Source organism: Acinetobacter lwoffii (genome assembly GCF_022809915.1).
GTDB lineage: Bacteria > Pseudomonadota > Gammaproteobacteria > Pseudomonadales > Moraxellaceae > Acinetobacter > Acinetobacter lwoffii_M.
In genome coordinates, this window is the sequence record NZ_JALGQY010000003.1 from 57471 (window position 1) to 77731 (window position 20261).

General features: G+C 43.1%; 15 protein-coding genes. 11 read left to right on the forward strand and 4 right to left on the reverse strand.

Annotated features, from left to right (window positions below):
- Nucleotides 1-170 precede the first annotated feature (170 nt).
- Nucleotides 171-1520, forward strand: a complete 1350-nt coding sequence (locus MTX11_RS03160; protein WP_243474332.1) for an MFS transporter — start codon at nucleotides 171-173, stop codon at nucleotides 1518-1520.
- A 302-nt stretch (nucleotides 1521-1822) separates the two neighbouring features.
- On the opposite strand, the gene cynS is transcribed toward MTX11_RS03160, so the two are convergent.
- Nucleotides 1823-2272, reverse strand: coding sequence for a cyanase (gene cynS / locus MTX11_RS03165; RefSeq protein ID WP_243474333.1), 450 nt, complete (start codon nucleotides 2270-2272; stop codon nucleotides 1823-1825).
- Nucleotides 2273-2558: 286 nt separating this feature from the next.
- On the opposite strand from cynS, the gene MTX11_RS03170 reads away from it, so the two are divergent.
- From MTX11_RS03170 to MTX11_RS03180, 3 genes are all read left to right on the forward strand, one after another.
- Complete coding sequence (locus MTX11_RS03170) at nucleotides 2559-3368, forward strand: formate/nitrite transporter family protein (RefSeq protein ID WP_004646987.1); 810 nt, start codon at nucleotides 2559-2561, stop codon at nucleotides 3366-3368.
- Between the two features lie 66 nt (nucleotides 3369-3434).
- Entirely contained in the window at nucleotides 3435-5165 is a 1731-nt protein-coding gene (locus MTX11_RS03175) for a bifunctional protein-serine/threonine kinase/phosphatase (RefSeq protein WP_005106919.1), read from the forward strand.
- A gap of 254 nt (nucleotides 5166-5419) precedes the next feature.
- A complete protein-coding gene (locus tag MTX11_RS03180; RefSeq protein ID WP_004646985.1) occupies nucleotides 5420-5617 on the forward strand; it encodes a hypothetical protein in 198 nt (65 codons plus the stop codon).
- 158 nt (nucleotides 5618-5775) lie between these two features.
- Here the strand turns inward: MTX11_RS03180 and MTX11_RS03185 are convergent, their stop codons facing one another.
- Nucleotides 5776-5943, reverse strand: a complete 168-nt coding sequence (locus MTX11_RS03185; RefSeq protein WP_243474334.1) for a hypothetical protein — start codon at nucleotides 5941-5943, stop codon at nucleotides 5776-5778.
- 360 nt (nucleotides 5944-6303) lie between these two features.
- On the opposite strand from MTX11_RS03185, the gene MTX11_RS03190 reads away from it, so the two are divergent.
- Both MTX11_RS03190 and MTX11_RS03195 read left to right on the forward strand, forming a co-directional pair.
- Entirely contained in the window at nucleotides 6304-7221 is a 918-nt protein-coding gene (locus MTX11_RS03190; protein WP_005100298.1) for a LysR family transcriptional regulator, read from the forward strand.
- 501 nt (nucleotides 7222-7722) lie between these two features.
- On the forward strand, nucleotides 7723-9888 hold the full coding sequence (locus MTX11_RS03195; RefSeq protein ID WP_243474335.1) for a TonB-dependent receptor family protein: 2166 nt from the start codon (nucleotides 7723-7725) through the stop codon (nucleotides 9886-9888).
- Nucleotides 9889-9952: 64 nt separating this feature from the next.
- Here MTX11_RS03195 and MTX11_RS03200 read toward each other — a convergent pair whose 3' ends face one another.
- Complete coding sequence (locus tag MTX11_RS03200) at nucleotides 9953-10561, reverse strand: MarC family protein (RefSeq protein ID WP_004646981.1); 609 nt, start codon at nucleotides 10559-10561, stop codon at nucleotides 9953-9955.
- A 28-nt stretch (nucleotides 10562-10589) separates the two neighbouring features.
- On the reverse strand, nucleotides 10590-12626 hold the full coding sequence (locus tag MTX11_RS03205; protein ID WP_243474336.1) for a choline transporter: 2037 nt from the start codon (nucleotides 12624-12626) through the stop codon (nucleotides 10590-10592).
- A gap of 269 nt (nucleotides 12627-12895) precedes the next feature.
- On the opposite strand from MTX11_RS03205, the gene betI reads away from it, so the two are divergent.
- From betI to MTX11_RS03230, 5 genes are all read left to right on the forward strand, one after another.
- Nucleotides 12896-13474 carry a transcriptional regulator BetI gene (betI, locus tag MTX11_RS03210; RefSeq protein ID WP_004280326.1) on the forward strand — a complete coding sequence of 193 codons (579 nt, stop codon included), beginning with the start codon at nucleotides 12896-12898 and terminating at the stop codon, nucleotides 13472-13474.
- A gap of 21 nt (nucleotides 13475-13495) precedes the next feature.
- Nucleotides 13496-14971, forward strand: a complete 1476-nt coding sequence (gene betB, locus MTX11_RS03215) for a betaine-aldehyde dehydrogenase (protein ID WP_243474337.1) — start codon at nucleotides 13496-13498, stop codon at nucleotides 14969-14971.
- An 11-nt stretch (nucleotides 14972-14982) separates the two neighbouring features.
- Nucleotides 14983-16638 (forward strand): choline dehydrogenase, encoded by a 1656-nt coding sequence (gene betA, locus MTX11_RS03220; RefSeq protein WP_243474338.1) that lies wholly within the window; start codon nucleotides 14983-14985, stop codon nucleotides 16636-16638.
- Between the two features lie 127 nt (nucleotides 16639-16765).
- Nucleotides 16766-17536 carry a TorF family putative porin gene (locus tag MTX11_RS03225; RefSeq protein ID WP_243474339.1) on the forward strand — a complete coding sequence of 257 codons (771 nt, stop codon included), beginning with the start codon at nucleotides 16766-16768 and terminating at the stop codon, nucleotides 17534-17536.
- Nucleotides 17537-17877: 341 nt separating this feature from the next.
- Nucleotides 17878-20079, forward strand: a complete 2202-nt coding sequence (locus MTX11_RS03230) for an OsmC domain/YcaO domain-containing protein (protein WP_243474340.1) — start codon at nucleotides 17878-17880, stop codon at nucleotides 20077-20079.
- The last annotated feature ends 182 nt before the right edge of the window (nucleotides 20080-20261 follow it).

Below are 20261 nucleotides of genomic sequence, written 5' to 3' on the forward strand. Positions count from 1 at the left end.
TAGTTTATTTTATGTTAAAAATAATCTGGCATGACCTATGCATATATCTGATTAAAGTCAAAGAAGACTCAACATTTGTATGACGGCCAATGACGTCCGTTCTGATCGTTACTGATATGCCTCGGCATCACAGTGACTTAAATACGTTCAGTTCTGGTAAGGAAATGGCTATGTCTTCAAATACAAGTCTCAATAAAGCAACAAAAATAAGTCTATTTAACTTCAGTAGTTCAGCGATGCGGGCCTTCCATATGAGTTGGCTCGCTTTTTTTGTCTGTTTTTTTGCATGGTTTGCCTGTGCACCTTTAATGCCCGTCATTGCCGGTGAATTCAGCCTGACCAAAGAGCAGATCGCCAATATCAATATTGCCGCAGTCGCCATTACCATTCTGGTGCGTCTGATCGTAGGGCCATTGTGTGATAAATACGGTCCGCGTAAAACCTATACCGCCTTACTGATTATTGGCAGTATTCCGGTGTTTGGTGTGGCGTCGGCCAACAGTTATGAATCTTTCTTGTTTTTCCGTTTATTGATTGGCGCCATCGGTGCCAGTTTTGTCATCACTCAATATCATACCAGTATCATGTTTGCGCCGAATGTCGTGGGAACGGCAAATGCGACTACAGCAGGCTGGGGGAATGCCGGTGGCGGTGCGACTCAAGCCCTGATGCCTTTAATGCTGGCTGCTTTGGTAATGTTCGGTGTAGAACAGGCAATGGGATGGAGAATTGCACTTCTGGTTCCGGGTATTCTGATGATCATTGTCGGTGTACTGTACTGGAAATTCACCCAAGACTGTCCACAAGGTAATTTTAAAGAACTCCGTGCTCAAGGTATTTCTGTCGGTAGCGATAAAAAAGGTGGTCTTGCCATTCTGATGCATGCCGCACGTAACTACCGTGTGTGGATTCTATTTGGGGCTTACGCAGCCTGTTTTGGTATTGAAATTTTCATCCATAATATTATTGCCTTGTACTTTGTCGACAACTTTCAGTTTGGCTTAAAAGAGGCAGGCATGGCTGCCGGAATTTTTGGTTTACTGGCATTGTTTGCCCGTGCCTTGGGCGGTATTGTTTCAGACAAAGTCGCGATTCGAAAAGGTCTGGATGGCCGAACCAAAGTCCTGTTTGCTTTGATCATGCTGGAAGGTCTATTTCTTATTCTATTCTCACAAATGAATAGCGCGACCTTGGCGATCATGGCAATGACCGTCTTTGCCTTGTTTACTCATATGGCATGTGGCGCTACCTATGCACTGGTACCCTTTATCGACCGTGATGCCTTGGGTGGTGTGGCTGGTATTATTGGAGCAGGTGGCAATGTCGGCGCGGTGGCTGCGGGGTTCCTGTTAAAAGGGATGCTGGATATTCAAACCACTTTGATGGTACTGGGTGGCTTGGTGGTGATTGCTGCAAGTTGTGTGTTGATGATCCGTTTCTCTGTCGAGCATAAAGAAAAAGAACAGCGTTTATATGAACAGGCCGTGACTGAACGTCATCTGGCGGAAGTACAGCAATAACACAACACGCCCTGATATAAAATGAATTGACAAAAAGGATAGCAATATCCTTTTTGTTGTTTTTGCTAACGCAATAATAAAATGATGAGCTATATATTCAGGATAGGAAAATTTTATTTAAAAAGTACAGAATGGTTGAATTTATCGAATAAAATTAAAATCATTTATAGTTTATATGTTTAATTTGAGATGAAAAAATTATATATATTTTAATAATGATTTTTAAAAAAATAAATGAATTTAATAAGTGTACATAAAATAAAAGCCATTTTAATAATGGCTTTTATGCTTATGGTGGAGGATTAATAAGTTTTATAAGTTAAAAACTTTCCGGATAATACGACATTCACCCGATCTCCGTTTGGATTATTCTCACGTTGAATATCCATATTGAAATCAATTGCACTCATAATTCCATCACCAAATTCTTCATGGATCAGTTCTTTAATAGTCATACCATAGACGCTGACAACCTCATACCAGCGATAAATCAGCGGATCTGTCGGCACGCTAGTTGGCAGAGAACCTTTATAGGGTACGATTTGCAACCAGGCGATGGCTTCATCAGTCAATCCAAATATTTCACCAATTTTTTCTGCCTGTTCTTTATTAAAAGCCATCTGACCCAAACATGCGGCTGTCACCCATTCTTTAGAAAGGCCTATTGTTTCAGCGACATCTGCCCATTTGATAGACTTTAAAACTTTCGCTGAAATAATCATGTCTGTCACTTGTTGACGATGGCTAATCATAATCTTCTCCAATAGCTATATTTAAAAAATGACCGCTATAGATAATGCAGAGATTGTGCCAATATAATTATAAGGATGAAATTTTAAAATAATTTATAGGATTTTTATTAGCCATTTAAAATAAATGGCATGCTATTTGCTTTAATCTATATTAAATATGGCAACGGCGCCATAACACAATTGATCTGTTTGAATAATGCAAGGCAAAGACGCCTAGGGTTGAAATAGACCTTAGGCGTTTTTTATTTGCAAACAGGCAAGTAATTTATATAAAGGGGATAAAAATATGGCTTATCTTGCTCCTGCAGAGTTTGCAAAAAAAGTGGTCGATGCCGGTGAGGCAAAACTTCATATGGCAACGCGTGATGTTTTAATTCGTGCGTTTATGGCAGGTGCAATTCTGGCACTGGCAGCAGTATTTGCCGTGACGATTGCGGTACAAACAGGGGTGCCACTGATCGGTGCGCTGCTATTTCCAGTCGGTTTCTGCATGTTATATCTATTAGGCTATGACCTGCTGACCGGGGTATTTGTATTGACTCCATTAGCCTGGTTAGACAAACGTCCTGGGGTAACGTGGTCACGTATTTTAAAAAACTGGGGACTGGTTTTTTTAGGTAACTTTGCCGGATGTTTAACCGTGGCAGTGTTGATGGCCGCAGTCTATACCATGGGTTTCGCCGCTGAACCGAATGCGGTCGGGGTGAAAATCGCCCATATTGGGGAAGACCGGACTTTGGGCTATGCCGAATATGGTTTTGCTGGCTGGATGACGATTTTTATCCGCGGCATGCTGTGTAACTGGATGGTATCACTCGGTGTAATTGGTGCCATGATGTCAACCACGGTCAGTGGCAAATTCATCGCGATGTGGATGCCAATCATGCTGTTTTTCGCCATGGGCTTTGAGCATTCAGTAGTAAATATGTTCCTCTTCCCATTTGCCATGATGATGGGCGGTGATTTCTCGATTACAGACTATTTCTTGTGGAATGAATTACCGGTGGCACTGGGGAATCTGGTGGGTGGTCTGGCACTGACAGGTCTGGCGCTCTATACCACGCATGTACGTACTGGCGATAAAAAAGAATTCTAATCTGAGCATGATGATTTATGCCTTGAGATTAAAGGGATCAATTCGATCCCTTTTTGAGTATTTAAAATGAATAAAAAATTAAAGATCAGCATTGGGCAATATTCTTCCGCTGGAATCAAAACACAGAATCAGGACTTTCATGGGGTCTATATTCCGGAAGGCCATGCGCTTAGCAGTAAGGGCATTGCCTGTGCAATTGCAGACGGAATCAGCAGCAGCAATGTCAGTCATATTGCAGCAGAAACTGCTGTCAGCAGTTTTCTATCGGATTATTATTCGACTTCAGATGCATGGAGTACCCAAACTTCAGCGGCACGGGTCATTCGTGCGACCAACTCCTGGCTCTATGCACAAACCCAGCAGAGCCGCGGGCGTTTTGATAAAGATCAGGGTTATGTCTGCACCTTTAGTGCACTGATTTTGAAACAAAATAGGGCACATATCTTTCATGCTGGCGACAGCCGGATTTATCGCATTCAGGCACAAGTCATTGAACAGTTGACGGCTGATCACCGTATTTGCCTGTCATCAACAGAACATTATTTAAGTCGTGCACTGGGTGCCGACCATCGTATCGACGTCGATTATCAGCAGCTTGAATTATGTGAAGATGATTTCTTTATCTTGATGACAGATGGAGTCTATGAGTTTATTGATATGCAGCTCATATCGGAGATGCTGCAACAGCAACAACATCTGGATATCATTGCCAAGTCTATAGTCGAGCTAGCCTTTAAACGGGGCAGTGATGACAATCTCACCATTCAAATCATTAAAGTGGATCAACTACCAGAGGAAAAATACTTCCAGATTAAAAGTCATGTTTTATTTCCACAACAGCTAAGTCATGGTGATCTGTTTGAAGGTTATCGGATTGATAAAATCCTGCACCAAAATCATCGCAGCAGCCTCTATTTGGCGCATGATGAAGCGACACAAAATCAGTTGGTCATTAAAACCTTGTCTGTCGATGTGCAGGATGATCTCAAAGCCGTAGAACAATTTCAGCTGGAAGACTGGGTATCGAAACGCTTAAAACATGAAAATCTGCTGCAATGCTATCCACATAAGGGCAGCAAGAAGTTTTTATTTCAAAGTTATGAATATTTACAAGGGGAAAGCCTAAACCGATGGCTGCACCGTCATAAAACTGCTTTAACTTTACAGCAGTTGCTTCCGATCATTGAGCAGGTGGCCAAAGCATTGAATGCCATGCACCGTCTTGAAATGCTGCACCAGGATGTACGACCAGAAAATGTCATGCTGCTCGAACCAGCCGATACCTTGAAAGTGAAACTGATTGATTATGGATCGACTGCGGTCAGAGGTCTAGTTGAACTGAATCCCAAACACGCAGATGTTCCTTTGGGAACCTTGGCCTTTATGGCACCTGAGTATTTTATTGGACGCTCACCCTCAGTAAAATCAGATCAGTTCTCGCTGGCGGTGATGAGTTATTATTTATTAACCCGACAGTTGCCTTATGGGACGGACCTCGCGCGCTGCAAGACCGAAAAGGCCTTAAAGCAGGTTCGATATCATCCTCTCTATGAGTATCGACCGGATCTGCCACATGGCTTGGACGCAATCTTTAAAAAAGCGCTTTCCATTCGCCCGGAGCAGCGCTATGAAGCACTTTCAGCCTTTATATATGATCTGAAACACCCAGATATCAAATTTAAAAAATCAGTTTCACGCCCTATGCTTGAAAAGCATCCAGTCACTTTCTGGAAATCCTGCACAGCGATTCTTTTTTTGTTATTGCTCTGGGTGTTTGCACTATATTTTAGCCAATGAAAATAATCCAAATAAGCTGTTGAACGATTTTTTTTGACTGAAGTAAAAAATCAGATGTGATTTGAGCTGAGATGTAGTCAAAATATCTATTTATTCTTATTGCAGATTTTTCTATTTTTACGATGATTGACTCTGTGTTTTCGAAGATTATCCCTATAAAATAGAAAGTGCAGTTAAAATCTAAGTAAGCATAAAAACATTGGAATAATAATTGCTTATTTTTAATACCATTAGAATAAAAAGGCAGATGAGACATGAAAATTCAATTTTTTAAGCTGATTTTAATCTTGAGCAGCAGCATGGTGATGAGCCAAACCAGTCTCGCCGGAGATGGTGGCTTGCGTTTTGCTGAGAAAAATCAGGAAATAGCGGCACAAATTCAGGCCAAGAAAAAAACGGCAGAAATACAAGCGCAGTCCCTACAAGCAAAAGCCTCTACAGAAACGAAATAGTAAAATAGCACTCATCCAAGAAGGTGAGCTGTTCAGATTAGATCAGATGTATAAGATGTGGTGATGCGAAAAACTAGTCCCTAACTTTTTAATACTGAAAAAAAACTCCCCATCTATTTTAAGAATGGGGAGTTTTTTATTTTGCATCTCAGGGAAAATTACTGAATTTGTTCCTCATCCTGTCTTTCCTGACGCAGCTGATCACGTTGTCTCTGTGGATCATGAAGGCCTAATTGACCTCGCTGGATCTCACGATCCTGTTTTTCTTGAGGATCAAGTTGTTCTTCAGTTAGTTCTTCATCATTTCGATCGATTGGATCCGACATAGTCTTTCATCCTCTAAAATACTTTCTAATTTTTATTGTATGAGTGCAGCAAAATTATTCTGTAACTTTTATGCCTGAGTTAGTTTTCTATCTTGTTGCTGTTTTAAGTTTTAAGTTTTAAGTTTTAAGTTTTAAGTTTTAAGCGATATTTTATGGATTATTTTAATAATGTTTAAATTAACTAAGAAAATTAAATTAATAAAAATTAAGAGAATAGGAATTTTAACTTATTGAACCTCTAAGTGAGCACATCTCATTAATTTAATCTAAAAATGAAAAAAACTAAATTAATAAAAGAAAATCGGTTATGCTTAAGACAGATCAAGTGTCATCCGTCTTTTGAAATTTCTGGTATTTTCCATGATAGAACTTCGCCATTTAAGAACTTTAACTGCTCTGCGGGAACATGGTTCTCTGGTTGCAGCAGCAAGTGATTTATGTTTAACCCCATCGGCCTTGTCACATCAGCTACGTGAACTCGACCAATGGTTTGGCGTCGAAGTGGTCAATCGGCGTAGTCGTCCCGTCAGTTTTTCAAATGTTGGGGCGCGGTTGCTAAAACTGGCAGATGAAATATTACCGCAAGTTCAAATTGCACAGAGTGATATCAGTCGTATTGTGCATGGTCAGACCGGACGAATTGTTTTCTCCTCTGAATGTCATAGCTGTTTTGACTGGTTGATGCCGCTACTCAATCAATACCGGATGCAATATCCGGATGTAGATCTGGACTTTGCTTCAGGTTTCGAATCGAATCCGCATGAATTATTGCAAACCGGAGAATTTGATCTTTTAATTACGGCTGATCCGATTGCGCTCAAAGGCATTGAATATTTCCCGATTTTCGAATACGAATCACGCTTGGTTTTATCCAATACCCACCCACTGGTACGTGCGAAAGAGATTACTGTTCAGGAACTTGCTGAAGAAACGCTGGTGACTTATCCGGTGGATAAACACCGTTTGGACATCATGTCGCGTTTGTTTATTCCCGCTAATATTCTACCCAAAGCCATTCGTACCACCGACTTGACCCAAATGCTGATTCAGCTGGTGGCAAGTGGTCGCGGGATTGGTGCATTACCTGATTGGGTGGTCAATGAATATGAGCAGAAAGGCTGGGTGACATCACGCCGTTTAGACTGCGTGGCGCCTGAAGGCTTACGTCGAACTTTATACGCCGGCTATCGCACAGAAGAAAAGCAGAAAGATTATTTTGAAGGCTTCTTGAAACAGCTGGATCGGTTTTCCAAGAAAAGACAGGTCTATTACAGCTAATTTGCGAATAGTTAAATATATTTAGTCCGTTATTTTTAAAAATCCTGCATCGTCAGGATTTTTAAAAATTGATTGTTTTTCTCTCAAGGATTTCAATTTTTCTATAAGGTGACGAGGTTAATCTTGTCTACTTTAAATCAGAAAATATACAACTTCGGCCAACTTTCGAAATTAAAGAACTGGTTTAGTTGATTATAAATTTTTCTACTTATCACATTTTGCCAAGTGGAAATACATCTGTGCAGAATTAAATTACATATTATTAAATATCAGTTACTTAAAAATTAAGTTCTTGGAACTTGTGAGGATGTAGTTTTGATCTTGCAAGTTGATTCTTAATAAAAAGATTAAATAAAATGAAAAAAAATACGCTGATCAGTCAATTTTTTGGCAGAAAATAACTCCTGAAAATAACAATGTTGATCTATGCTACAGCATAATTTTTAAACTGATTTCCTCTCATAAAACGGAATCACTTATACAGGACTGTATAAAATCGCCATGCACATGACAAAAATTCCTCTCAAGAAAAGCCCGCTGAGCCTCATGATTCTGTCGATTGTCTCAGGTCATCTTTATGCTGAAACTGCCGTAGAACCGGGCAACGTTCAACAGCTGAATACCATTGTGATCAGCGCTGAGCAAAATGCCAATCCGCAGCAGCAATATCAGAAAGAGCTGGCTCAGGTTTCAGGAGGAACGAATTTTATTGGCGAGCAGCAGTTAGAACAGCAGCGACTTGCGACCACAGCCGATGTGTTCCGTTTACAGCCAGGAATTTATGCCCAGTCTGCAGGAAATGAAGGTGCAAAAGTCTCAATCCGTGGTTCAGGAATCAACCGGACTTCAGGTGCACACGCATCCGGTACGCACGTCCTGATTGACGATATTCCATTTACCGGACCGGGCGGCACAGCGTATGAACTGCTAGAACCCTGGTGGATTGATCATGTCGGGGTTTATCGCGGAGCCAATGGCTTTAAACAGGGTGGACTGGCATTAGGTGGAACAATCAATTACAAATCCAAGACCGGCGCAGATCAGGATGGCTCTGAACTCAAATATGAAATGGGCAGCCATGGTTATCAAAAATATCAGTTTAGTACCGGCCGAAAGCTGGATCAGATGGATTATTATCTGGCGCTGACGAGTACCCAGTTTGATGGAATTCAGGATCATGCTGAAGGCGATGGTAAGGGTCTGGCTTTTAATTTGGGCTATCAGATCAGTCCGGATATCGAAACCCGTTTTTATGCTCGTTACCGTGAGAGCAAGCATTTAACTCCAGGACGGATTACACAAGAACAGCTCAAAAATGATCCTGAAGCAGCGAATAGCTTTAATTTAGCGGTAGATGCCAAACGGATTCAGCCGGGCAGTACTTGGCTGGCCAATACCACGACCTGGAATTTACAGGATTATGCAAAACTGACTGGCAGTCTGGCTTATCATCATTATCCGCTGGATTTACGTGAAAGCAGTTATCGTACCAATGTCGATTATGAAGATATTACAGCGCGCTTCCAGTATGAAAAACCTTACCAGTTTCTAGGTCTGGAGCATCAGGGGCGTATTGCCTTGCGCAGCACGACTCATCGTCCGGACAGTGGTGTAACGGAAACCATCCGACGTGATACGACTATTGATGGAACTTTGTATCCGGCAGATACCGTTACCCGCCGTTATACCTATCGCGGTTCAGACAACGTCCTGCAATTTGATCAGGAAACCACATTAAATGATCAGTTCAAATTAGATTTGGGACTGGCAGCGGTGTATACCCATCGGGAAAGTGAAGTAACTTATCCTGTGGCGAGTCCTGAAGTCAGCCGTTATGAATGGAATTTTGCACCACGACTTGGTTTGACCTATCAGCCGAATGAGTCTGTGCAATGGTTTGCCAATTTAAGCCGCAGCATTGAGCCAGCACATCCTTGGGCAATGGCTTGGTCTTCACCGTATTATTTTGACAGTGGTGTCGCTTCAGGCCGGGTGCGCGCGCCCATCTATTTGGACACGCAAACCGCCAATAGCTTTGAACTGGGTGGACGTGGACAATCAGTCTTTGGAGACTGGGCACTGAGCTACTATTATTCCAAAGTGAAAAATGAACTGTTAACCTCTGAAATGATTAAAACCTATGAAGATGGATCGAATCGACCTTCAGAGCCCATTGCTGTTGAATCAAATGCCACGCCAACGATTCATCAAGGGGTGGAGCTAAGTCTGGATACGCCATTGCATGAATCCGAATATGGCGAACTGCGTCTGCAACAGGCTTATACCCTTAGCGATTTTCAGTACAAAAATGATCCATTGTTTGGCAAAAACCAGTTACCGGGAATCCCTAAACATCTTTATCAGGCTCAACTGAGTTATGCCTTGAATAATGGCCTCTATATTGGTCTGAATACTGAATATGTATCCAAAATGGCGCATGATTATGCCAATAGCCGATTTAGTGACGACTATCAGATCTGGGGCATTGACCTGGGTTATGCGCCAGAGCATCAATCATGGAAAACCTGGATCAACTTTAAAAATATCACCGATGAAAAATATGCTGCGGTCGTGATTCCTGGTTTAAATGATCAAGGTGCTGATGTAACGCGATCTTCGCCAGGTGAAGGTTTTTCTACTTATGCCGGTGTGTCATTTAAATTTTAATTATTTAAAATCAAAAAAAGAGCGGTAAAAACCGCTCTTTTTATTTATTGATAGAAAGGATTTATCAGGTTTCCAAAATTCCGGTAACGCCTGTCACAATCATATCAATGGCAATCGTACCAATCAGAAGCGCTGCAACACGACCGACAATATCGACATACAGGTCAATGTAGTTGGAATATTTATGCTGTAAATGATCATGCAGGTATTTCATCAGAATTAGCAAGCTACAGGTCAGAAACAGGGTAAAGAAGATCACCAGAATGGTTTGCATTAAACTGAGCTGAATCCCGGTAATCACGGAAGCCGAAATGGTGCCGGGACCGATCATAAACGGCATGGCAATCGTACCCGCCAGATGACTGGGCGCTCCACGCATCACACCAATCGTATCAGCACCTTCAAAGACATAACGATAGCCAATCACCAGAAAAATAATACCGCCAAAAATCTGGAAGGACTCAAACCGTACATGCAAGACTTCATTAAAGAAGGCTTCACCGGTTTTTGCAAAAATGATGAACACAATAAAGCTGATCAGACTGCCCTGAATCAATGCCATGTTGAATACTTTTGCGTCGGAATTACGGATAATTCCGAGCATATAAATACTCATCAGAAAAGGGTTGAGCAGGGAGAAAAACAGGGCAAATGCATTCAAACTTTCTGACATCATTCAGTCCTTCCGTAGTTGAGATATCCTAGATTTCACGGTCCGGGAACAGCGGACGTTTACCTGGGCTGATCCGGTTAATATGCAGATACATCATATGGCGTTCATATTTATCCAGGATGTCATTGATCACCTGTTCCTTACTGTAACCGACCAGATCGTTTCCCTGAGAGCCTTCAAACAGATAACTTTCCAGACGATAGTAATAACGTTTGGTTCGTTTACCACGTGAACTGAAATTTGGCGTGTCATAGCGTACCGGCCATATTTCGTAGACAAAGTTTTCTTCTTCATCGAGCTGGATGGTCAGATCCAGATGATACAGTTCAGGTTCTTCCTCCAGCGATTTTTCCTGAATATTGACTTGAATACCTTTGTCAATTAACTCGGTTGCAACGGCCTCAATGGCTGGTTTGCAAACATTGTCCAGCATGGTACGCGTCTGGGACAGGCTTGGATGCAGCATGACCCGGCTCAGACGCTTCTTCCAGTTCAAAATATCCACATTACCGACCACAGGTGCCGCATTCAGGCTGGTGCTTGCCTGACGAAAATCCTCCAGACGCAAGGACTTATAGAGTCCCGCCATCACAAAGAAAATGACGAAACTAAAAGGCAGACCCATAATAATTGTGGTGTTCTGTAATGCTGTCACGCCATTCGCCATGAGCATTGCCAAAGTCAGCAAACCGATGGCAATGGCCCAGAACACACTCAGCCAGCGCGGTGAATCATGTTCAATATTAGTGAATTTGGTCGTGAAATTTCCCAATACCAATGCCCCCGAGTCCGCTGAGGTCACATAGAACAGTAAGCCGGTAATGGTGGCGACACCTGCAGTAAACATAAAGCCTGGATACTGCGCCAAGAGATCATAAAAACCATGTGCCGGATTTTCTAAAACTGTCGTACCAAGTTGAGTATTACCATCAAAAATCACGCTGTATAAAGCACTGTTACCGAAAATAGACAACCAGGTCAGGGTAAATAACAGAGGAATAACCAAAGTCCCGGTGACAAATTCGCGAATGGTACGACCACGGGAAATACGGGCCAGGAACAGACCAACAAAAGGTGACCAGGCGATCCACCATGCCCAGAAGAACAGGGTCCAGCTATTCATCCACTCTTTCGGTTGTTCAAAAGGAAAACTGGTTAAAGAAAGTTTCGGGAACTGGCTGATATAGTCACCAAAATTTTGAATCAAGGCGGCTAATAAAAACTCGGTATTGCCTACAAACAGAATGAATAGCAGCAGCCCAATTGACACATAGATATTAATCTCAGACAGGATCCGGATGCCTTTATTGACACCGGCAGTGACTGAAATAATAGTAATAATCACAGCAACGGCGATGAGTGCGGTTTGAATCCAGATATTTTCTGGTAAATCAAACAATACATGCAGGCCATAATTTAATTGCACAACGCCAATCCCGCAGGTGGTGGCAATCCCGAAAATCGTGCCGAGTACTGCAGCCGTATCCACAGTATGGCCAATTGGACCATTAATTTTTTTTCCAAAAATAGGATAGAGTGCTGATCGAATGGTGAGCGGTAAATTATAGCGATAGCTGAAATAACCTAGCGCGACCCCAATCAGTGCATACATACTCCAGCCGGTTAAACCGTAGTGAAACAGGGTCCATACCATGGACTGGCGCGCAGCTTCGAAGGTTTCACCTTCGCCTACAGGCGGATTTATATAATGCGAAAGCGGTTCCGCCACTGAGAAAAACATCAGGTCAATCCCGATTCCGGCAGAAAATAGCATCGCCGACCAACTCAACAGGCTAAATTCTGGCTTGGAATGTTTGGGGCCTAATTTAATCTCGCCATAACGGGAACAGGCGATAAAGACGATAAAAACCAGATACAGCGTTGCCGCTAGCAGGTAATACCAGCTAAAGGTACGACTGACCCAGTTTAAAATATTGATAATGACTTGATTGGCTTGTTCATTAAATAAAATGGTAATGATAGAAAACAGCAGAATAAGTGTCGCCGAAAAATAAAAAACTACTTTATTCAGACCATCTTGCATCTCTTCATTTTTCTTTTGCATAAATCCATGACCATCGTGTTGTTGCCGGATGATCTACAGTGCAGTGTGATTTAAAAGCAAAAGCCTGCGGTAAAGCTTCCTTGTTTTCGTGAATTACAAACTTTTGCAAATCCAAAACAAACTGCGCTGTACATCAAGGGTGAGCTGGCACTATAATTTTTATTAATTGAACGTTCAATTAAAAAAGCGTTTATGAATTGTTACATCATTCAGCTAATTTTTTAGCAGAGTGATTTTTTATTGCTACATCCGTTATTCAGGTTAGTCTTATGCCAAAAGTTGGTATGCAACCGATCCGTCGCCAGCAACTGATCGATGCCACCTTAGCTGCAGTGAATGAGCTAGGTTTTGCAGAAGCTTCAATTAGTCAGATTGCTCAGAGGGCAGGTGTCTCAACCGGCATCATAAGTCATTATTTTCAAGGTAAAAATGGCTTGATTGAAGCCACAATGCGTTACTTATTGCAGCAATTGGGTAAATCTGTTGCACAGATAAAGATACAGGTTGATGACTTACCGGAGCAGCGCTTGCTGGCGATCGTACGCGGTAATTTTGCTGCTCCACAAACGGACAAAGCAGCCATGAAAGTCTGGTTGGCGTTCTGGGCTAGCAGTTTGCACCAACCTGAATTACACCGTTTACAGCAAATCAATCATTACCGTTTACATTCCAATCTCAAATATGAATTCATGAAAAAGTTGAGTAAAGACCAGGCAGAGAAATCCGCTCAAGGTCTGGCAGCATTGATTGACGGATTCTGGCTAAGAGGTGCTTTGGTAAGTGGCGAAATTGATCCAGAACTGCCGATTGAACTGTGTAGTGAATATATCCGGCAACAACTCAAATAACCCATCTGCGAGGAAATTCCATTGACAACATTCAAACTGCAACGTCCTTATATCCATGGACAATATGTCGATGCAACATCCAATAGCACGTTTCAAACAATTAATCCTGCAACTGGCGAAATTCTGGCAGATGTGCAGGTATGTACACAAGATGATATCGATCGCGCTGTTGAATCGGCACAGCAAGGGCAAAAATTCTGGGCAGAAATGACGGCGATTCAACGTTCCCGTATTTTGAACAAGGCTGTTGCTATTCTTCGCGAACGTAATGACGAGCTGGCTCGTTTAGAAAGTCTCGACAGTGGTAAAGCTTTCAGTGAAACATCCACCGTCGACATTGCGACAGGTGCAGATGTACTCGAATACTATGCAGGTATTTTGCCAGCATTAGAAGGCCAGCAAATCCCGCTCAGAAGCAGTTCGTTTGTTTATACCCGCCGTGAACCTTTGGGTGTAGTTGCCGGGATTGGTGCATGGAATTACCCGATTCAAATCGCCTTATGGAAATCTGCACCTGCACTGGCAGCAGGCAATGCCATGATCTTTAAAGCCAGTGAAGTAACGCCTTTAACTGCATTAAAACTGGCAGAAATTTATACTGAAGCAGGTGTACCGCATGGCGTATTCAATGTGGTGACCGGCAGTGGTGACATTGGTGGCTATCTGACTTCACATCCGGACATAGCCAAAGTTTCATTTACCGGTGGTGTCGCGACCGGCAAAAAAGTCATGGCCCAAGCTGCGAATTCCAGTCTGAAAGAAGTCACTATGGAGCTGGGCGGAAAATCTCCGCTGATTATCTGTGAAGATGCCGATCTGAATCTGGCGGCAGATATTGCCATGATGGCCAACTTCTACAGTTCCGGTCAGGTCTGTACCAATGGTACACGGGTATTTGTACCTTTAGCCTTGAAAGCAGAATTCGAAGAAAAGATTCTGCAGCGTATTCCTTATATCCGGATGGGGGATCCACTTGATCCTGAGACCAATTTTGGTCCAGTGTCCAGCTTCTCTCATATGGAAAAAGTGCTGGATTATATTGAACAGGGCAAAAAAGAAGGCGCTCGTTTACTTTGTGGGGGTGGCCGTGCCGAAGATGAGCAATTTGCCCAAGGCGCTTATGTGCTACCAACGGTATTTACCGATTGCCGTGACGACATGACGATTGTCCGTGAAGAAATTTTTGGTCCAGTCATGAGTATTCTGAGTTATGACTCAGAAGAAGAGGCGATTCGTCGTGCCAATGACACCGAGTATGGTTTGGCAGCTGGTGTCGTGACACCAAATCTGGCACGTGCGCACCGTATTATTCATCAAATTGAAGCCGGTATTTGCTGGATTAATACCTGGGGCGAATCTCCTGCAGAAATGCCAGTTGGTGGTTATAAACATTCGGGTGTCGGTCGCGAAAACGGTATTGTCACGCTACAGCAATATACCCAGACCAAGTCAGTTCAGGTCGAACTCAGTCCTTTCCAGTCTGTATTTAGCGCATAAGGGAGGATTGGATGAATTACGACTATATTATTATCGGTGCAGGTTCGGCAGGAAATGTGCTCGCAGCGCGTTTAACTGAAGATCCGGATGTGAAAGTCCTGCTGCTGGAAGCGGGTGGGCCGGATTACCGTCTAGACTTCAGAACACAAATGCCGGCTGCATTGGCTTATCCATTACAGGGACGCCGTTATAACTGGGCCTATCTGACCGATCCTGAACCATATATGAATAACCGTCGTATGGAGTGCGGGCGCGGCAAGGGGCTGGGCGGTTCTTCATTAATTAACGGCATGTGTTACATTCGCGGTAATGCTATGGATCTTGAACAGTGGGCCAGCCTGAAGGGGCTAGAACACTGGAGCTACGCCGAATGTTTGCCGTATTATAAAAAAGCTGAAACGCGCGATATTGGCGGCAATGATTATCATGGCGATTCTGGACCGGTTTCGGTCGCAACACCTAAAACTGGGAATAATGAACTGTTCCATGCCATGGTCGAGGCCGGTGTACAGGCCGGTTATCCACGTACTGATGACCTGAATGGCTATCAGCAGGAAGGCTTTGGGCCGATGGACCGTACCGTAACGCCGCAAGGCCGTCGTTCCAGTACAGCACGTGGTTATCTGGATATGGCCAAAGGCCGGGATAATCTCACAATTATTTCCCACGCCATGACCAACCGTATTCTGTTTAATCGTAATCAGGCGATTGGTGTGGAATATTTTGAAGGACAAAATACCTTACAGCCGATTCAGGTCTTTGCGGATCGTGAAGTTTTATTATGTGGTGGTGCGATTGCCTCACCGCAAATCCTGCAACGCTCCGGTGTGGGTCCAGCTGAACTGTTAAAAAGTCTGGATATTCCTGTGGTTCAGGATTTGCCAGGCGTGGGTGAAAACCTGCAGGATCATCTGGAAATGTACCTGCAATATAAGTGCAAGAAACCAGTTAGTTTGTATCCAGCACTCAAATGGTATAACCAGCCGATGATTGGCGCAGAATGGTTATTTTTAGGAAAAGGTATTGGAGCCAGCAACCAGTTTGAAGCCGGTGGTTTTATCCGCTCTTCAGACGAATTTGACTGGCCCAATATCCAGTATCATTTCCTGCCTGTGGCGATTAATTATAATGGCACCAATGCCATTCATGAACATGGTTTTCAGGCTCATGTGGGCTCTATGCGTTCGCCGTCACGTGGCCGTGTTCGTCTGAAATCCAAAGACCCGTTTGAGCATCCAAGTATTCTGTTTAATTATATGAGTACCGAGCAGGACTGGCGTGAATTCCGCGATGCCATCCGCATTACCCGGGAAATTATGCATCAGCCGGCATTGGATCCCTATCGTGGTGAAGAAATCAGTCCGGGAAAACATCTACAAACAGATGCTGAAATTGATGAATTTGTTCGTAATCATGCAGAAACCGCGTATCATCCATCGTGTAGCTGTAAAATGGGTGAGGATGACATGGCGGTTGTCGATGGTTATGGACGCGTACATGAAATGCAGGGTCTGCGTGTGATTGATGCCTCGATAATGCCTTTGATCATTACCGGCAACCTCAATGCAACTACGATTATGATCGCTGAAAAACTGGCAGACCATATTCGTGGCAAACCTGCTCTTGCGCCTTCATCTGCACCTTTTTACAAGGCGCCTCGCGCTTAAATTATGGTTTTATTCCTGCCGCCTAGCAAAGCAGGAGTAAAGCGAATTTCAATTTTGTCCCAAAGCGGAGATAAAACCTCGACTGCTTTCGGTTTTATCTCCGCTTTACTTAATACATTTATATTTTATGAAAATATTCAATCAAACAGTGCTGTTTGGCTGTGCTGCTGTTTCAAGTTTTTACTGTTATGCCGATGATGCGGAAGTAAAACAAATAGAAGCAAGCGGAAACTTGAGTGTGGTCTCCAAATACGTCTCCCGCGGTTTGACCAATGCACCTGAAAATGACGACGTTGCTGTACAGGCTGCATTGAATCTGGCTTATGGCAATTTTTATGTTGGATATTGGGGATCTACGCTTGGATACTCTTATGCAGAAGTGCAGGGGCGTCCGGGACATCGTTCAGACAAATTCGAGCATGATTTTCTGCTGGGTTATACCCATAGCAGCGAAAATTATGACTGGGATTTATGGAATGCGACCTATTATTATCCGGGCGGTGAGAACACCACTGGAAATGAGTTGGGCTTAAATGTAAGTCGTGCGTTGAATGATCAAACCAGTATCGGCGCCAGCGTATCGACCTATCTGTATGATGTGGCTTATGCCAATCAGGGCGATACTTTTTATACGCTTAACCTGAACCATCAGTTGAATGATCGTCTCAATGCCAGCATTACAGCAGCAGGAAGCTATTTTAACGATGAAGGCAAATATGAGGGCGGTGAACTGGGCGATACCGAAAAGCAGTTTGCCTTTCGTTATGCTTCTGCCGGACTCAGTTATGCGCTTTTACCGCAGTTGAGTGTGTCAGGTGAATATATCTTTGGCGGTTATGACCGCTATGATGACAAGCAGCGTAATCTTGCAGTATTTGCACTGAGTTATGATTTTTAAAATTATGAAATCATTCAGACTAGGCGGGTGAAAATCTGCCTTATCTGCAACTTTGATTAATAGTATAAGCCATGACTTGAAGTTGATTCATGCTCCGGCAGCTCAGGAAAGACTGAGGATCTGGTTTAATCTGCCAGAATTTCAGACAAATATTATCAATTTCATAAAATAATTCTATAATAGCGCCCATTCTCGGCAGCGTTATCCAGACACTTCGTCAAATGGTATAACCTGACCATTTTCTATTTTTCATTCAAGTTTTCCTCCGTGAACCGGCTTGTATATTCAGATTCAGCATCTTATCTGTCCGTGACGGCACATAAGAATATTTAGGTATCCACATGGAAATTAAGGTCAATTATCTCGATAATCTTCGCCAGGAAGCCAAGTTCGATGACTTCACGGTGATTGCCGATCAGCCGATCCGCTATAAAGGCGATGGTTCGGCACCCGGCCCATTCGATTATTTTCTGGCGTCATCAGCACTTTGTGCGGCTTATTTTGTCAAAGTCTATTGCGCAGCACGTGACATTCCGACTGATAATATCCGCCTTTCGCAAAACAATATTGTTGATCCTGAAAACCGCTATAAACAGATTTTTAAAATTCAGGTGGAACTGCCGGCTGATATTTCTGAAAAAGACCGCCAAGGGATTTTACGTTCGATTGATCGTTGTACTGTCAAGAAAGTAATTCAAACCGGTCCTGAATTTGTCATTGAAGAAGTAGAAAGTATCGATGCAGATGCTCAGGCCTTGTTAATGCCAAGTCTGGCTTCTGACCATACGACTTTCATTCCGGGTAAGGACCTTCCGCTGGAAGAAACGATTGCCAATATGTCTGCCATTCTGGCAGGCCTTGGCATGAAGATTGAAATCGCGTCTTGGCGTAATATCGTGCCGAATGTGTGGTCGCTACATATCCGTGATGCGCAGTCACCAATGTGCTTTACCAATGGTAAGGGTTCGACCAAAGAAAGTGCGCTGGCATCTGCCTTGGGCGAATTTATTGAGCGTCTGAATTGCAACTTTTTCTATAACGACCAGTTCTGGGGTGAGGATATTGCCAATGCCGAATTTGTGCATTATCCAGATGAAAAATGGTTCCAGCCAGGTCCAAATGGCGAGTTGCCAGCAGAAGTTTTAGATGAACATACCCGTGAAATTTATGATCCAGAAGATGAGTTATTGGGTACCCATCTTTATGATACTAATTCGGGGAACAAGGCTCGCGGTATCTGTTCATTGCCATTTGTACGTCAGTCTGATGGTGAAACCGTTTATTTCCCGTCGAATCTGATCGAAAACCTTTACTTAAGTAACGGGATGAGTGCCGGCAATACCTTGGCTGAAGCGCAAGTACAATGTCTTTCTGAAATTTTCGAACGTGGGGTAAAACGCGAAATTCTGGAAGGTGAACTGGCACTACCGGATGTGCCTGAACATGTTCTGGCAAAATATCCAAAAATTGTTGAAGGCATTAAAGGCCTAGAAGAACAGGGCTTCCCGGTTCTGGTCAAAGATGCATCTTTAGGCGGTCAGTTCCCGGTCATGTGTGTCACCTTGATGAACCCACGTACCGGCGGTGTATTTGCCTCATTTGGTGCCCATCCAAACTTTGAAGTGGCTTTGGAACGCAGTCTGACTGAGTTATTGCAAGGCCGTAGTTTTGAAGGTCTGAATGATCTGCCAAAACCAACCTTTAGCAGTAATGCCGTGACTGAACCAAATAACTTCGTCGAGCATTTCATCGACTCGAGCGGTGTAGTGTCTTGGCGTTTCTTCAGCGCGAAATCAGATTATGATTTTGTCGAGTGGGATTTCACTAATAACGGTCAAAATTCGAATGCGGACGAAGCTCAGGAATTATTCACGATTCTGGAAGACATGGGCCATGAAGTTTATATGGCGGTGTATCAGCATCTAGGTGCAACAGCTTGCCGTATTCTGGTACCGGGCTATTCGGAAATTTATCTGGTAGAAGATCTGGTTTGGGACAATACCAACAAGGCTTTGTTATATCGTGAAGATATCCTGAATCTGCACCGTCTGGATGATGAACAATTGGAAGCACTGGTTGAGCGTCTGGAAGAAGCAGATGAGGATGACTATACCGAAATCAAAACCTTGATCGGTATCGAGTTCGATGAAAATACTGAATGGGGCCAACTCACTATTCTGGAACTGAAACTGCTGATTTATGTGGCTTTGCAGCAATTTGAAGAAGCCAAAGATCTGGTTGAGCAGTTCCTGCAGTTCAATACCAATACCGTTGAACGTGGCCTGTTCTACCAGTGCATGAATGTCGTTCTGGAAGTCATTCTGGATGATGAAATGGAACTGGATGATTATGAGCACAACTTCCGCCGTATGTTTGGTGATGCCCGTATGGATGCCGTTCTAGGTTCAATCGAAGGCACAGTTCGTTTCTATGGTTTGACCGAAACCAATATGCAGCTTGAAGGACTGGACCGTCATTTACGCCTGATTGACAGCTATAAGAAATTGCATGCAGCGCGTGCCAAGTTTGTGGCTCAGCAATAATCCATAGATGAATGACTAAAAATTTTCGTTATTTGTTTTAAATCTTAAAGATGGCTTACTCGGTTTCGAATAGGCCATTTTTATCTCTGACCCTATATGCAATCTTTTCTATTATTTCTATTCTAGCTTATTAATTCCAGCTCCCGAGGGAACTGGGATTACCTAAAAAATTAAAGTGAAGT